Annotated in this window: 13 protein-coding genes; 6 read left to right on the top strand and 7 right to left on the bottom strand. The window is 74.4% G+C overall.

Annotated features, from left to right (window positions below; all coding sequences use genetic code 11):
- Nucleotides 1-238: 238 nt before the first annotated feature.
- Together ACIRRH_RS08355 and ACIRRH_RS08350 are read left to right on the top strand one after the other, a co-directional pair.
- Complete coding sequence (locus tag ACIRRH_RS08355) at nucleotides 239-1,798, top strand: protein kinase (protein WP_403063453.1); 1,560 nt, start codon at nucleotides 239-241, stop codon at nucleotides 1,796-1,798.
- A gap of 88 nt (nucleotides 1,799-1,886) precedes the next feature.
- Entirely contained in the window at nucleotides 1,887-2,264 is a 378-nt protein-coding gene (locus ACIRRH_RS08350) for a VOC family protein (RefSeq protein ID WP_403063450.1), read from the top strand.
- 159 nt (nucleotides 2,265-2,423) lie between these two features.
- On the opposite strand, the gene ACIRRH_RS08345 is transcribed toward ACIRRH_RS08350, so the two are convergent.
- The 5 genes from ACIRRH_RS08345 to ACIRRH_RS08325 form a co-directional block, all read right to left on the bottom strand.
- Nucleotides 2,424-3,389, bottom strand: a complete 966-nt coding sequence (locus ACIRRH_RS08345; protein ID WP_403063447.1) for a response regulator — start codon at nucleotides 3,387-3,389, stop codon at nucleotides 2,424-2,426.
- Nucleotides 3,390-3,721: 332 nt separating this feature from the next.
- A complete protein-coding gene (locus ACIRRH_RS08340) occupies nucleotides 3,722-5,053 on the bottom strand; it encodes a hypothetical protein (protein ID WP_403063444.1) in 1,332 nt (443 codons plus the stop codon).
- 157 nt (nucleotides 5,054-5,210) lie between these two features.
- Nucleotides 5,211-5,501 (bottom strand): Sec-independent protein translocase subunit TatA, encoded by a 291-nt coding sequence (gene tatA / locus ACIRRH_RS08335; protein WP_403063441.1) that lies wholly within the window; start codon nucleotides 5,499-5,501, stop codon nucleotides 5,211-5,213.
- 210 nt (nucleotides 5,502-5,711) lie between these two features.
- Nucleotides 5,712-6,281, bottom strand: a complete 570-nt coding sequence (locus tag ACIRRH_RS08330) for a methyltransferase family protein (protein WP_403063438.1) — start codon at nucleotides 6,279-6,281, stop codon at nucleotides 5,712-5,714.
- A 224-nt stretch (nucleotides 6,282-6,505) separates the two neighbouring features.
- Complete coding sequence (locus ACIRRH_RS08325) at nucleotides 6,506-8,056, bottom strand: MFS transporter (RefSeq protein ID WP_403063435.1); 1,551 nt, start codon at nucleotides 8,054-8,056, stop codon at nucleotides 6,506-6,508.
- A 109-nt stretch (nucleotides 8,057-8,165) separates the two neighbouring features.
- Here ACIRRH_RS08325 and ACIRRH_RS08320 point away from each other — a divergent pair, with 109 nt between their 5' ends.
- Nucleotides 8,166-8,771, top strand: a complete 606-nt coding sequence (locus tag ACIRRH_RS08320) for a TetR/AcrR family transcriptional regulator (protein ID WP_403063432.1) — start codon at nucleotides 8,166-8,168, stop codon at nucleotides 8,769-8,771.
- On the opposite strand, the gene ACIRRH_RS08315 is transcribed toward ACIRRH_RS08320, so the two are convergent.
- On the bottom strand, nucleotides 8,761-9,078 hold the full coding sequence (locus ACIRRH_RS08315; RefSeq protein ID WP_188299973.1) for a cupin: 318 nt from the start codon (nucleotides 9,076-9,078) through the stop codon (nucleotides 8,761-8,763). The two genes, ACIRRH_RS08320 and ACIRRH_RS08315, sit on opposite strands and share 11 nt — an antisense overlap.
- Before the next feature lie 120 nt (nucleotides 9,079-9,198).
- Here ACIRRH_RS08315 and ACIRRH_RS08310 point away from each other — a divergent pair, with 120 nt between their 5' ends.
- The gene (locus ACIRRH_RS08310) at nucleotides 9,199-9,465 is read left to right on the top strand and encodes a hypothetical protein (RefSeq protein WP_403063430.1); all 267 of its coding nucleotides are present in this window, start codon (nucleotides 9,199-9,201) and stop codon (nucleotides 9,463-9,465) included.
- Between the two features lie 86 nt (nucleotides 9,466-9,551).
- Here the strand turns inward: ACIRRH_RS08310 and ACIRRH_RS08305 are convergent, their stop codons facing one another.
- Entirely contained in the window at nucleotides 9,552-10,709 is a 1,158-nt protein-coding gene (locus ACIRRH_RS08305) for an acyl-CoA dehydrogenase family protein (protein WP_403063427.1), read from the bottom strand.
- Between the two features lie 229 nt (nucleotides 10,710-10,938).
- Here ACIRRH_RS08305 and ACIRRH_RS08300 point away from each other — a divergent pair, with 229 nt between their 5' ends.
- Nucleotides 10,939-12,087 carry a TetR/AcrR family transcriptional regulator gene (locus tag ACIRRH_RS08300; protein ID WP_403063424.1) on the top strand — a complete coding sequence of 383 codons (1,149 nt, stop codon included), beginning with the start codon at nucleotides 10,939-10,941 and terminating at the stop codon, nucleotides 12,085-12,087.
- Between the two features lie 195 nt (nucleotides 12,088-12,282).
- On the top strand, nucleotides 12,283-14,238 hold the full coding sequence (locus ACIRRH_RS08295) for an ATP-binding protein (protein WP_403063421.1): 1,956 nt from the start codon (nucleotides 12,283-12,285) through the stop codon (nucleotides 14,236-14,238).
- The last annotated feature ends 31 nt before the right edge of the window (nucleotides 14,239-14,269 follow it).

Raw genomic sequence — 14,269 nt, 5'->3', positions numbered from 1 at the left:
GCCCGGCCGGGGCGCCCCCCCCCGGCCCCGCCGCGCCCGCGCCGGCCCCGCACCGCGGCGGCCCCCCCGCCGGCCGCCGGGGGGGCCCCCACCCCCGTGCCGGCGGCCGGGGGACCGCTGCCCGGTCCCCCGACCGCCACCCTCCGCCCCTGGCCGGCCGGTTCGACGGTGCGGCTATCGTGCACAGGTGCACGAGGCGGCCCGGGACCCCGGGCAGGGCACGTGAGGGGAGCTCCAGGTGATCGGACGGGCGCTGAACGGGCGTTACGAACTCGTCGACATGCTCGGCGTCGGCGGCATGGCCACCGTCTGGCGCGGCGTGGACCGGGTGCTGGGCCGTCAGGTGGCCGTCAAGGTCCTCAACGGGGGCCTCGCCGACGACCCCCGCTTCGCCGAGCGCTTCAGCCGCGAGGCCCAGCACGCGGCCATGCTGGTGCACCCGGGGATCGTCATGGTCTTCGACTCGGGGGTGGACCAGGGAACCCCGTTCATCGTCATGGAGCTGGTCAACGGCCGTTCGCTGGCCGCCCTGCTGGCCGAGCAGGGGACCCTGCCGGTGGAGCGTGCCGTCGGCATCGCGGCGGCGGTCTGCGAGGCGCTGTCCGTCGCGCACGCGGCCGGGCTGGTGCACCGGGACATCAAGCCCGGGAACATCATGATCACCGACGCCGGCGGGGTGAAGGTCGTCGACTTCGGCATCGCCCGGGCGGGCTCCTCCAGCAACCTGACCCAGACCGCGAGCGTGCTCGGTACGGCCGCCTACCTCTCGCCCGAGCAGGCCACCGCCTCGGCGCTGGACGGGCGGACCGACCTGTACGCGGTCGGCTGCGTGCTCACCGAGATGCTCACCGGCGCGACCCCCTTCACCGCCGAGACCCCGGTGGCGATCGCCTTCAAGCACGTCAGCGAGCAGCCGCCGGCGCCGTCCACCCGCCGCCCGGGCCTGCCGCCCGCACTGGACGCGGCGGTGCTGCGGCTGCTGGCCAAGAACCCGGCCGACCGCCCGGCCGACGCGGCCGCCGCCCGGGCCGAGATCCTCGGCACCGTCGCGGGGCCGGCGGTCGGCGACCCGACCGCCGAGCTGCTCGCGGGCGCGGGGGCCGCGGGGGCCGCCACCCAGCTGCTCCCGCCCGTCCCCTTCTCCCCGGCGCCGAACCAGCAGCACACCACGGTGCTGCCGCCCCAGCCGCCGGCCGCCACCTCGGTGATGGCGCCGATCCCCGTCCGGGCACCCGCCCCCGCGCCCGCGCCCGCTCCTGCCCGCAGCCGCCGGAAGCCGCTGGTGTTCGGGGCGTTGGGCGTGGCGGGCCTGGCCGGCGTCACCGCGCTGGCCCTCACCGCCTTCGACGAACCGGCCGGCAACGCGGCCGCCGCCAAGCCCGCCGCGGCCACCGCCCCCACCACCCCGGCCGCGACGCCCACCCCGAAGGCCTCCGCGACCGCGACCTCGGCGGCGCCCACCACCCCCTCGGCGCCCCCGGCCTCCACCGCGGCCGTCCCGCGCAACCAGCCCGCCGCGCTGCAGATCCAGTCCTTCCGCCAGGCCGTCGCCCAGGCCCAGGTCAACAAGGAGCGGGACAAGCAGACGGACCTGCTGAAGATCCTCGACGCCACCGCCGCCCGCCTCAACGAGGGCAACCCGGACGACGCCGCGCAGGAGCTCAGGAACGCCCAGAAGGTGGTCCGGGACATGGGCAAGAAGCACGCCATCGACGTTCCGACCTACGCCAACTGGAACGCCCGCCTCTCCGCCCTGTTCGCCACCCTGCACACCGCCGCCGACCTCCAGGACGACTGACAGGCCCGGTCGCCGCCTCCGCGGACGCGGATCCGTGCCCATGGCCGTTCCGTGTCCGTGCGCGTCGCTCGAACGCCACAATGGCGCCATGCTGACGATCGGTTCCCTCGCGCTCGGTGTCTCCGACATGCCCCGCGCCGTCGCCTTCTGGACGGCCGCCCTCGACTACGTGCCGCGCGGCGGCCTGGTCGAGGACGACTGGACGGTCCTCGTCCCCGCCGGGGGCGGGAGCGGTGGTGTGCAACTCGCCCTGGGCCTGAGCGAGTCCCCCGTCCAGGAGGAGCCGCGCGTCCACCTCGACCTGCACGCCGGCGACGCCGCCGACCAGGCCGCCGAGGTGGACCGCCTGGTCGCCCTCGGTGCGGAGCGGGTCGACTGGAAGCGCTACCCGGAGGACCCCGATTTCGTGGTCCTCGCCGACACCGAGGGCAACCGCTTCTGCGTCATCGACACGTCCCGAGGTTGACACAGGTTTGTCCACAGGCTGTGGACGGACCTGTCGAAGGACCGGGAAGCCGGCCCGTCCGGCTTCCCGCTCCCGTCACGCCGAGGCCGGCCCGGCACTGTGCCGGATCGTCCGGCCCGTCCGGTACGTGCCGTCCGCGCACCGCCCGCCGTGCCGGACTCAGTCCTGCTTCCGGACCCTTCGCTCGACGTTCCCGCGGATCGCCTGGGACGCGGTCCCGGCGGCCGCCGCGAGGAACACGAAGTTGTACCCGATCTGGAGCATCACCACGAGCCGCGCCGTCTGCCCCGCCGGCGTGATGTCCCCGTACCCCACCGTCGCCATCGTCACGATGGTGAAGTACAGCGCGTCCAGCCGGGTCTCCAGCCCGGCGAACTCCGCCTTGTGCGAGCCGAGCACGTAGTACGTCGTCGCGAAGATGGTCAGCGCCAGGAAGATCAGGAAGGCCAGCCAGACCACCGGCCGTCTGGCGGTGCCCCGCATCACTCCGATGATCTTGGCCAGCATCAGCCAGCTCATCCCGACCAGTGCCCCCGCGAACACCAGCCAGCTCAGCCGCGGCCGGCGCTCGCCCAGCCACTCCAGTGGCAGCGTGAAGTATCCGGCCATCAACAGCGTGGACGCGCCCAGCAGCCAGAACCAGGCCCGCAGGTCGACGGGCGGCGGGGGCGGGTTCTCGGACATCCTGCCCAGCCTGCCCCGCACCCGGCCCCGTCCGCCCGTTCGCCTGCTCCGATCAGGCGAGCCCCGCCGGATGGCCAGCACCGCCCGCCGCTCCGCCCCCGCCCAGTCCTCCGCCGCCCGGGCCACCACCCGCCGCAGCACCGCCGGGCTGTACGGGCTGTCGCCCGCCGCCGCCCGCCGGACGGCGTCCAGGACCGCGCCCGGCTCGACGTCCTTGGCGAGGAAGTCGCAGGCGCCGGCGGCCAGGGCCGGGTAGAGCCGGTCGTCGTCATCGAAGGTGGTCAGCACCACGACCCGGGCCGAGGGAAGACGGGACAGCAGCCGAGCCGTCGCCGCGATGCCGTCCGTCCCCGGCATGTGCAGGTCCATCAGCACCACGTCGGGCCGCAGCCGCACCGCGAGCTCGACCGCCCGGGAACCGTCCGCCGCCTCCCCGGCCACCGTCAGGTCGCCGTACGGCCAGTTCGAAGAAGGCCGCGGCCACGCCGACCTTGACCTCCACCTGCACGGCGTGCGCCACGGCCGGCACGGTCAGCGCGCACTGCCCGAGCGCCACCGCGAGCGGCAGGCGCCCGCCGAGCGCCGCGAGCAGCAGCGCGCACACGGCGACCGCCCAGTCCGTCGCCGTCAGGGCCTGCGGACGGCCCGCCAGCAGCAGGTACCCCAGCCCGGAGCCGATCAGCGCGGGCCGCAGCAGCAGCCGCGAGCCCCTCCACGTCGTTCCCCACACCCTGCCGACCCCAGGGCGGCCCTGGGCCCCGCGTGATCGTCCCTCAGGCCGAGACCGCGGCTCCTCCCTCCGGCCGCTCCGCCGGCCCCGGCTCGTCCAGCAGCTCCAGCACCGCCAGCACGGCGACCAGTCCGAGCGCCAGACAGAGCGTCACCAGCACCGTCGGGTAGTTCCACAGCACGAAGGCCAGCGCCGCGAGCGCGACCGCCAGCCAGCCCAGCGCGGCCTTCCAGCGGTGGACGAACCGGCCGACCGGCCCGAGTCGCAGCCCGGCCCGTTCGGCCACCCGCCGCACCGCGCCCAGCCCGGCGTGCCAGCCGCCGCGGACGGTGCGCGCCCACCGTCCGCCGCCGGTGACCCAGGCGCCGAGCGCGACCAGCAGGCCGAGGGTGACCACCACCCGGACGGCCGAGCGCAGGTACCGCACCAGGGTGTCGTACACCGCCTGGGCGGCCCCCTGGTCGACGTCGGCCGGGAGCCGGTCCAGGTAGACGGCCCGGAACACGCTCAGCCCGATGCCCAGCAGCAGCGCCCCGCCCGCCATGCCGAGGGCCGCCGCCACCACCGCCCGGCGGCGCCGCGTCGCGAGCAGCACCCCGCCGAGCGCGCAGGCGCCGGCCAGCACCGGCACCCAGAAGCCGGCCAGGTCCAGCACCCGCAGGGTGGTGCGGACTTCTGGGAGGGCATCGGACTGCACCAGCGGGTAGGAGGTGTGGATCTCCGGGATCCGGGAGGCCAGCGGGAGCCCCCGGTCCACCAGTGCGGACTTCACCCGGGCGATCACCGGGGCGAGGTCGAGCAGCACCGTGTCGTTGTGGACCTCGACGGCGCCGCCGCCCTGCCCGGTCACCATCTTCTCGACGGCGGCGTGCGCCTGCCGGTTGACGTCCGTCCAGAGGGTGGTGAAGGCGTCGCTGTCCACGAGCCGTTCGACCTCGGTGTGGACGAAGCCGCCGAGTCCGCTGTCCAGGGCCTGGCCGATGCCGCCCAGCAGGGCGTCGAGCTTGGGCCTGTCGGCCGGGGCGACGCCGTCGAGCAGCGATTCGAGCGGGAGCTTCTTCATGATTTCGGCGGTCACCCGGTCGGCGACGGCAGCCTTGACCCGTGGGTCCTTGGCCAGCGGGGCCATGGTCGCGAGGTAGCGGTCGGTGTCGCTGATCTCGGACCTCGCCCAGAGCGCGAGGGCGCCCAGCGGGGTGAGCACGCAGGCCAGCACGATCAGCAGGGCGGAGAAGAAGGCGCGCACCCGGTGCCGGGGCGGGTGCCGTGCCGGCCCGGCCGCCAACTGGTCGGCGAGCCGTGCCTCCTGGGCCTCGACCGCGCTCAGCCGGGCCCGCAGCTCGGCCAGTTCGTCGCCGGGCTGGTCGGTCGGCATGCCGGGACTCCGTTCCTCCGGTGGGTGCATACCAGGAGACAACGGATCAGATCGGACGGCCAGTCGACGGTCGTGCGGCCGGAGCGTCCCCCCACCGGCCCGGAACGGCGGAAAGCCCCTGGTGGCTCACCAGGGGCTTTCCGGAGAAGAGGGGGACTCAGGCGGTCGTCTCGGGCCGCTTGGTCTCGGCGGCCTTGGTCACGTTGGTCGGCGTGACGGCCGGGCGGTCGGCGCTCTGCTGGGGAGCGGCGGTGCTCTGCGCGGTGCCGGCGGCGGTGGCGTCCGCCGGGGTGTCCTCCTCGCGCATGGCCTTCGTCTCGGCCTTCAGGATGCGCATGGACTTGCCCAGGCCGCGGGCCATCTCGGGCAGCTTCTTCGATCCGAACAGCAGGATGACGACCGCCAGCACCACGAGAATGTGCCAGGGCTCAAGACCGTTCCGCAGCATCCCTGGCCACCGGTCCCTTCTTGTCTAGAGTCGTGGCGGGCGCTAGCGCCCGTGCTGGCCAGTATGCCTGGCCCTGACGGAGAACGGATACACCAGCCGGGAAACGCTGGCCAAAAACCAGGTGCCGTTCGAGCGGATCGCGAGCGCCGTGGCGCCCATCCGGGCGATTGCGGGTGCCGAAGCTCACACCCTCCGCCCGCGGCGGTGCGATCAGTGGACGAACGGCACCAGACGCTTCGACACCCGACGGTACTGCGCGTACTCGCTGCCGAAGGCGTCCAGCAGCATCCGCTCCTCGGCGGAGATCCGCCGGCCGTACGCGGCCAGGAGCAGCGCCGCGACCACCAGGGCGGCCGCCCAGCTGCCGGTGCCGGCCGCGTAGCCGATCCAGACCAGCAGGCTGCCGGCGTAACCGGGGTGCCGGATCAGCCGGTACGGGCCGGTGCGGACCAGGGGCTGGGCGTCCACGGTGCGCAGGGTGCGGGTGTAGTAGCGGCCCAGGGTGCGCATGCCCCAGGCCCGCAGCGCCAGCCCGGCGGCCACCATGGCCACCCCGAACCAGCCTGCCCAGCCGGGCAGTTCGCCGATCTCCGCGCGGTCGAACAGCACCACGACCAGGGCCGACACCACGTAGCAGCCGAGCAGCAGCCGGGTCGACCCGCGGTCGCGGCGGTCGGCGTGCCAGGTGCCGGCGGAGGCGTCCTCGCGCCGGCGCAGCAGCAGCTCGTAGGCGATCCAGCAGAGGACGCCGAGGAGGGAGAGGAGGGCGGGCAGGGGCATCAGGGGCTCCCGGAGGTCGGATCCGAGGTGTGCCTCCACGGTCCTCCCGGTGGGCCGTCGGCACACGCACCCGGGGGTGGACCACCGCGGTCCACCTCCGGGTGGAGGCGCGGCAGCCGGGCCGGCAGGTGGCCGCGGCGGGTGGCGGCCTCCGCAACGGCGGAGAGCCCCCGCCCGGGACGGGCGGGGGCTCTCGATGACTCGCGTGGATCGGGCCGGGTGGGTCAGGCGGCGACGGCCTCGGGCGTGGGCGTGGGGGCGGCGGCCGGGAGGTGGCGCATCAGGCGGTAGGCCAGGACCGCGGCGCCCAGGGCGAAGAGCAGACCGACCACGGCGGCGACGTGCAGGCCGTCGGTGAAGGCGGTGCGGGCGGTCTCCAGCAGGTCGGCGCCGAGCCGGCCGGGCAGGTGGGCGGCGACGGTGACCGCACCGCCGAGGGTGTCCTGGGCGGTCCGGGCGGCCTCGCCGTCGACGCCGGCCGGGAGGGTGCCGTCCAGCTGGTGGCGGTAGACCGCGGCGCCGGCCGCGCCGAGCAGGGCGATGCCGAGCGAGCTGCCGAGCTCCACGGCGGTCTCGGAGGTGGCGGAGGCGGCGCCGGCCTGCTCGACCGGGGCGGCGGAGACGACCATCTCGGCGGTCATCGTCATGGTGCCGACGGTCCCGGCGGCCAGTACGCCCGCCGCGGTGAGGACGAGCGCCAGCGGGGAGTGCGGGCCGACCAGGGTCATCATCGCGAAGCCCGCCGAGCCGACCAGGAAGCCGCCGCCCATCAGCACTGCCGGGCGGACCCTGCCGGCCAGCGCCGAGCTGATGCCGACCGCCGCGCCGACGCCCAGGCTCGGCACCAGAGACCAGAGCGAGGCGGTCAGCGGGTTCATGCCCTTGACCAGCTGGAGGTACTGCGAGGTGAAGAGGGCGAAGCCCATCATCGCGAACATCGCGACGGTGTTGACGCTGATCGCGCCGCTGAAGGTGCGGATCCGGAACAGGCTCAGGTCGAGCAGCGGGTTCGCGGCGGTGCGCTGGCGCCGGACGAACGCGCCGGCCAGCAGCAGTCCGGCGGGGACGGCGAGCCCGGGCGGCAGGCTCCAGCCCTCGACGGCGACCGTCTTGATGCCGTAGACCAGCGGCAGGATCGCGGCCAGCGAGAGCGCGGCGCCGAGCAGGTCGAAGCGCCCGGTGCGGCCGGTGGAGCGGTACTCGGGGAGCAGGACGGGCGCGGTCAGCAGCACCAGGGCCATCACCGGGACGGCGAGCAGGAAGGCCGAGCCCCACCAGAAGTGCTCCAGCAGCAGGCCGCCGGCGACCGGGCCGAGGGTGGCCCCGGCGGTGAGGACGCCTCCCCAGGCGCCGAGCGCGATCTGCCGCTGCTTGGGGTCGTGGAACATGTTGCGGATCAGAGCGAGGGTCGAGGGCATCACGGTGGCCCCGGCGGCGCCGAGCACCGCGCGGGCCGCGATCAGCTGGCCTGCGTCGTGCGACCAGGCGGCCAGCAGCGAGGCGCCCGCGAAGCCGGCGGCGCCGATCATCAGCAGCCGGCGGCGGCCGATCCGGTCGCCCAGCGCGCCCATCGTGATGAGCAGCCCGGCCAGCAGGAACGAGTACATGTCCATGATCCACAGCTGCTGGGTGCCGCTGGGCGCCAGCGTGGTGGAGATGTACGGGACGGCGAAGAAGAGCACGCCCATGTCCATGGTGAGGACGAGGGTCGGGAGCAGGAGGACGGCCAGGCCGATCCATTCGCGACGGCCTGCGCGGCCGGTGGTTGCGGTCATGGGGAAGACGGTACGGATGAGTAAGACGTTTGTCTAGTACGTATGTGTAAATCGCTCGTGCAAGACGATCGTGCGAGACATTCGTCCAGGGCTTCCGTAGGATCGAGGCATGGGAAACCGCGAAGACCTGATGGCCGGCGCCAAGCGCTGCCTGTACGAGAAGGGCTACGGGCGCACCACCGCCCGCGACGTCGCGACCGCCTCCGGCGTCAGCCTGGCCGCGATCGGCTACCACTTCGGCTCGAAGGAGGCGCTGCTCAACGCGGCGATGATCGAGGCGATCGGGGAGATGGGGGAGGCCCTGGGTGCGGTGGTGATCGCCGCCAACCAGGTGTCGGACGACCCCGGGGCGCGCTTCGCGGCCGTCTGGGACGGCCTGCGGGACGTCTTCGTCGAGCACCGCGGGCTCTGGGCGGCCCAGTTCGAGGCGCTCGCCCAGGCCGGACACGCCCCCGAACTGGCGGAGGCCTTCGCGGCGGCGCAGAAGGAGGGCCGGCTCGGGCTGGCCGCGGTCTTCCAGGGGCTGCCCGAGGTGCCGGACACCGAGGAGGAGGTCGTCCGCGGCGCCTTCTACCAGACCCTGCTGGCCGGCTACTGCGCCCAGTGGCTGGCCGCGCCCGAACTCGCCCCCAGCGGACGGGACTTCCTGCGTGGGCTGCGGTTGGTCGGCGACAGCGTGTTCAGCCCCGCGGAGGCCGGGTCCGCTACGCGGTGACGGCCGTCAGCAGCACCACCGAGTCGACGTGTGCCAGCAGCCCGTGCCGCTCCTGCGGGACGGGCTCCAGGCGGCCGGCCGGCAGTTCCAGCCGCCGTCCGGCGATGGTCAGCGAGACCCGGCCGCGCAGGACCTGGACGCTGCCCGCGGTGGGCGGGTTGTGCTCGTCCAGCGCGGTGCCCGCGGTCAGCGCGATCACGGTCTGCCGCAGGATCCCGTCGTGCAGCACCAGGTGGGCGCTGCGCCCGTGCGGGCTCTCGGCCGCAAGGGCGGCGTGCTCCACGGCGAGCTGTTCGAGATCGGGCATCGCGCCGCCTCCTCACTCCGTGTGCCCAGGGTCGCGGACGTCCGGGCCTCCCGCACCCGGAGCGACCCGGGCCGAGCAGTCCGAGGTGCAGGCTCCGCCGGCTGCCCGCATCGTGGAGGCATGGCGACCAACGACAGAGTCATTCCCGGGTTCCGGGTCAACCGCCCGTTGCTGACCGGCGGCGTGGCGCTCACCGCGATCGGCGCCGCGCTCAGTGCGGCCGGGACGGTGGTGGTGTGCGCGGCGCTGATCGCGGCCGGGCGCAGCTGGGTGCGAGGCCTGGACACCCCGCCGACCGCGCTCGCCCAGCGGGCCCTGCGGGAGGCGAAGGTGGCGTCCGCGGCGGGCTGGGAGGCCTGGCGCGCCGAGCACAGCTCGCCCAACTGAGCCCACCCGGCCGGCAGCGGCGAGGCGGGTCGCCAGAGCGTGCGGCCAGGGGGTGCGGCCCGCCGCGCCGTCGGACCCGGACGGGCCTACAGCCCCAGTGACTTGGCGATGATGCTGCGCATGACCTCGCTGGTGCCGCCGTAGATCCGGAACACCCGGTTGTCGGTGTAGAGCCGGGCGATCGGGTACTCCAGGATGTAGCCGTAACCGCCGTGCAGCTGGAGGCACTTGTCGATCACGGTGGAGGCAGACTCGGTGCAGAACAGCTTCACCGCGGCCGCGTCCGCGACGGTCAGCCCGCCGCTCTGGTACAGCTCCAGCGCCCGGTCCACCATCGACTGCTGCGCCACCACCTGGGCCTCGCAGTCGGCCAGGGTGAACTTGGTGTTCTGGAACTCGGCCACCGCCTTGCCGAACACCTTGCGGTCCTTGACGTACTGCACCGCGAACCGCACCGCCGCCGCGGCCGCCGCGTACGCGCCGACGGCGATCGCCAGCCGCTCCTGCACCAGGTTGTGGGTCAGGTAGGAGAAGGCCCTGCCCTCCTCGCCGAGCAGGTTCTCCACCGGCACCCGGACGTCGCTGAACGCCAGCTCGGCGGTGTCCGAGGTGCGCAGGCCGATCTTCTGGAGCTTGCGGCCGACGGTGTAGCCCTCGGAGGAGGTGTCCACGCAGAGGATGGAGAGCCCGGCCCGGCGGTTCTCCGGGTCGTACGGGGCGGTGCGGCAGACCACCAGGACGAGGTCGGCCAGCACGCCGCCGGTGATGAAGGTCTTGGCGCCGTTCAGGACGTAGTGGGTGCCGTCCTCGGAGAGCCTCGCGGTGGTGGAGATGCCCGCGAGGTCGGAGCCGGCGCCGGGCTCGGTCATCGCGATCGCGGTCATGATGTCGCCGGAGACGAAGCCGGGCAGCCAGCGCCGCTTCTGCTCCTCGTTCGCGTACTCCAGCAGGTACGGCAGCACCAGGCCGGTGTGCACGCCGGAGGAGCCGAAGCTCACGCCCGCCCGGGCGGTCTCCTCGGCGATCACCGCCTGGTACTTGAACCCGCTCTCGCCCGCGCCGCCGTACTCCTCCGGCACCTCGATGCCGTAGACGCCGAGTGCGCCGAGCTGCCGGTAGAAGTCGCGCGGCGGGTGGCCCTCGGCCTCCCAGCTCTCGTAGACCGGGACGACCTCGTTGGCGATGAAGTCCCGGATGGTCTCCCGGAAGGCCTCGTGGTCCTCGTTGAACACGGTGCGGCGCACGGCGGCGCTCCCTTCGACGGCGCCGGCCGGGGCTGCCGGCCGGGGCGGAACGTGCCTGGTGATGGCCCCACAAGTTAATCCGGGGTAGCTTCGGCTGTCCAGAGTGGGCCAGCCGTCAGAAGGCATGGGGAGCGCGGTCGACGGGGGTGCGAAGTGAATCCTTGCTAGCCTTCCGTCGATGCCGCTCCGGTACCGGACCGGTACCCGGCCGAGGGGGAGGGGGCTCGCGATGGTGGTCCGACGGCCGCCCGGGCGGCGCGCCCAGATCCTGGCCGTGGCCGCCGACCGCTTCCATCGCAGCGGCTACCACCAGGTCTCGATGACCGAGGTCGCCGCCGGCGTCGGCATCACCGCGCCCGCGCTCTACCGGCACTTCCGTGGCAAGCCCGAACTGCTCGACCGCGCTGTGCGGTTGGGCCTGGACGCGCTCGCCGAAGGACTGCGCCCGGCCCGCACCACCGCCGAGCTCGGCACCGCGCTGGCCGCCGTCGCGGTCCACCACCGCCCGCTCGGCACCCTGGTGCAGCGCGACGCCCGGCTGCTGCCGCCGGCCCGGCGGGCGGCGCTGCGCCGCGAACTGCGCGCCGACGTCGCCCTGATGGTCGCCGTGCTGCGCGCGGAACGGCCGGAACTCGCCACAGGGGACGCCGAGTTGCTCTGCTGGTCGGCGCTCTCGGCCTGCGCCGGGCTCTCCTACCAGTCGGCGGCGCCGCAGCCCCGACGGGCCGAGGCGCTGCTGCGCGAGATGGTCGCGGCCGTCCTCGGGGCCTGCCTGGAGGGCGCGGTCGCAGGGCCCGCCGCCGTACCGGTGCCGGAACCCGGGCCGCGGGCGCGCCGGGAGGAGCTGCTCGCGGCGGCCGTGCGGCTGTTCCACCAGCGCGGCTTCGACAACGTCAGCACCGACCAGCTCGGCGCCGCCGTCGGCATCTCCGGCCCCAGCGTGTACCGGCACTTCGACAGCAAGGCCGGACTGCTCGCCGCCTCGCTGGTGCGCAGCCGCGAGCGGCTCCGGCACGAGGTGGACGGCGCGATCGCGGCCGCCTCCGGGCCCGGGGCGGCGCTCGAGGCCGGGCTGGGCGCGTACGTCGGCTTCGCGCTGCGCAACGGGGACTACCTGGGTGCGATGCTCAGCGAGACGGAGCGGCTGGCCCCGCCCGACCGCCGGGCCGCGGTGGACTTCCGGCGGGACTTCCTGCGCACCTGGGTCGGGCTGCTGCGGCAGGTGCACCCCACGTGTGACGCGGCGACCGCCCGGATCCGGGTGCACGCGCTGTTCGCGCTGGTCAACGACGGGGTGCGGAACCGTCCGCACAGCGCCCGGCCGGACCTCGGGGACTGCCTGCTGCGGCTCGGCCGGGCGGTGCTGGGTCTCTCCTGAGCGGGGCCCCGGGGCGGGGCCGGCCGCGGGCGTGCGGGGAGTGGACGAATTCACCGACCGGGTGGCAATTCCCCCGACAGTGGAGGATCGGTCAATTAAGAGTTGACCGTATTCCGTCATTTCGTCATTCCGTCAGGAAGGCGTCAAGAAGAAAGAAATGGTCGCCAGATAGTCGCACTGGCACACTGGGGACCCATGTCTGATGGTGCCCCGCCCGAGCCCACCCCCGCCGAGGAGCTGCGCACGACCGAGGTCGATCTCGGCGGCCTGGTGAACGTCCTCGCCACCCACCTCTACTCCACCCCGCTGGTCGCGCTGCGCGAACTCGTCCAGAACGCGCACGACTCGCACACCCGACGGCTCCTGGAGGACCCGGACGGCGACCACCGCCCGCTGATCCGGGTGCGCGCCGACGCCGCCCGGCGGACCGTCGCCATCGAGGACACCGGCGCCGGCCTCACCGAACCCGAGATCCACTCCTACCTGGCCACCGTCGGCACCGGCTACACCCGGATGCTGCGCGAACTGACCGGCAACCAGGAGCTGATCGGCGCCTTCGGCCTGGGCTTCCTCTCCGCCTTCTCGATCGCCGACGAGGTCACCGTCACCACCACCTCGCACCGCGAGCCGCTGCTCGGGCACCGCTACCGCAGCCGCGGCGGCGAGCAGTACCAGGTCGAGCCGGTGCCCGCCCGGCCCCGCCCCGGCACGGTGGTCGAGCTGGCGCTCAAGGCCGAGCACGGCCACCTCGCCGACGAGGACGTCCTGCGCGACGTGCTCGGCCGCTACTGCGTGCTGCTGCCGATCCCGGTCCACGTCGGCGAGGACGAGCGGCCGGTCAACTCCGTCGAGGTGCCCTGGCGGCGATCGGCCCTCCCGCCGTCCACCCCGGCCCCCGGCCGAGACGACTCGGGCAGCCCCTCGGACGGTGAGCAGTACGCCGCCCGGATGCGCTTCGCCACCGCCTTCGGCCGCCGCTTCGAGCCGCTCACCGCCTTCCCGGTGCACCCGGTCGAGGGCGTCACCGACGCGGCCGGTCTGCTCTGGGTCCAGGACGGCGGCACCTACGGCAGCAGCGACAACCGCGACCTCGCCGTCTACCTGCGCGGCATGCTGCTCGCCGAGGACGCCCGCGACCTGCTGCCCCGCTGGGCCGGGTTCATCGGCGGCGTGGTCGAGTCCAACCGGCTCACCCCCACCGCCAGCCGCGAGGACCTCCAACGCGACGAGCACTACCACGCGCTCCGGAAGGTCCTCACCGACGCCATCGTGGACGGCCTGTACGAGACCGCCCGGCTGCGGCCCGCCGCGTGGCGCCGCATCCTCACCCGGCACGGCAACGACCTGCTCGGCGCCGCGCTCTGCGACGATCGGCTGTTCACCCTGCTCGCCGACGACGTCCCGGTGCCCACCTCGCAGGGCGACCTCACGGCCGGCGCGCTGCGCGCGGCGGGAGGCGGCGCGGTGCACGTCGCGCTCGGCAGCGGCGGCGGTTTCGAGGAGATGCTGTACCGGGCGATGCGGGTGCCGATCGCGCGCGGCGACCGCTACGCCGTCCTGCCGTTCCTGCGCCGCTACGCCCAGCTGCGCGGCTGCCGGGTGGTCGAGCTGGGCAGCGAGCAGGGCAACCGCGAGCTGTTCCGCGATCCGGAGCGCCCGCTGCCGGAGCACGAGTCGGCCTGGCTGGCCGGCGCCCTCGCCGACCCGGGCGAGCAGCTCGTCCCGGCCCGCTTCGACCCGCCCGGCCTGCCGCTGGTGCTGGTGCCGGACCGCGAGGCCGAGTTGAAGGCCCGGATCGAGGACGACCAGGCGGACGCCCGGATACCGTCCGCCGCCCTGCGGCTGGCCCGCGCCTTCACGGCCCGCACCGACGGTGGGGTCCGGGCCCGGCTCTACCTCAACCTGGCCAGTCCGGCGGTCCAGGACCTGCTCGCCGCCTACCGCCGCGGGCACACCGGCAGCGCGACCGCGGCCGGGCTGCTCCGCTCGATCAAGGTGATCATGGCCGCGGCCTCGTCCGGCCCCTCCGAGGGCGACCTCACCGCGGCGCTGACCGGCATCGGCACCGCGGTCTCCGCCCTGACCGCCGCCGTCCCGGCCGGCCTGCCGGAGGTCCCGGACAGCCCAGGCGCCCTCGCGGAGGAGTCGTGACGGACGGATTGTCAGGGGTGTGCGGTAGACA

It is taken from the genome of Kitasatospora sp. NPDC101235 (genome assembly GCF_044767505.1).
Lineage (GTDB): Bacteria > Actinomycetota > Actinomycetes > Streptomycetales > Streptomycetaceae > Kitasatospora.
This window is presented reverse-complemented; position numbering and strand designations above follow the sequence as displayed.

Bases quoted from the DNA above. Each gene is read 5' to 3' on its own strand.
- ACIRRH_RS08350 (WP_403063450.1), top strand. From the start codon at position 1,887: ATGCTGACGATCGGTTCCCTCGCGCTCGGTGTCTCCGACATGCCCCGC.
- ACIRRH_RS08340 (WP_403063444.1), bottom strand. From the start codon at position 5,053: ATGCCGACCGACCAGCCCGGCGACGAACTGGCCGAGCTGCGGGCCCGG.
- tatA (WP_403063441.1), bottom strand. From the start codon at position 5,501: ATGCTGCGGAACGGTCTTGAGCCCTGGCACATTCTCGTGGTGCTGGCG.
- ACIRRH_RS08330 (WP_403063438.1), bottom strand. From the start codon at position 6,281: ATGCCCCTGCCCGCCCTCCTCTCCCTCCTCGGCGTCCTCTGCTGGATC.
- ACIRRH_RS08325 (WP_403063435.1), bottom strand. From the start codon at position 8,056: ATGACCGCAACCACCGGCCGCGCAGGCCGTCGCGAATGGATCGGCCTG.
- ACIRRH_RS08320 (WP_403063432.1), top strand. From the start codon at position 8,166: ATGGGAAACCGCGAAGACCTGATGGCCGGCGCCAAGCGCTGCCTGTAC.
- ACIRRH_RS08315 (WP_188299973.1), bottom strand. From the start codon at position 9,078: ATGCCCGATCTCGAACAGCTCGCCGTGGAGCACGCCGCCCTTGCGGCC.
- ACIRRH_RS08310 (WP_403063430.1), top strand. From the start codon at position 9,199: ATGGCGACCAACGACAGAGTCATTCCCGGGTTCCGGGTCAACCGCCCG.
- ACIRRH_RS08300 (WP_403063424.1), top strand. From the start codon at position 10,939: ATGGTGGTCCGACGGCCGCCCGGGCGGCGCGCCCAGATCCTGGCCGTG.
- ACIRRH_RS08295 (WP_403063421.1), top strand. From the start codon at position 12,283: ATGTCTGATGGTGCCCCGCCCGAGCCCACCCCCGCCGAGGAGCTGCGC.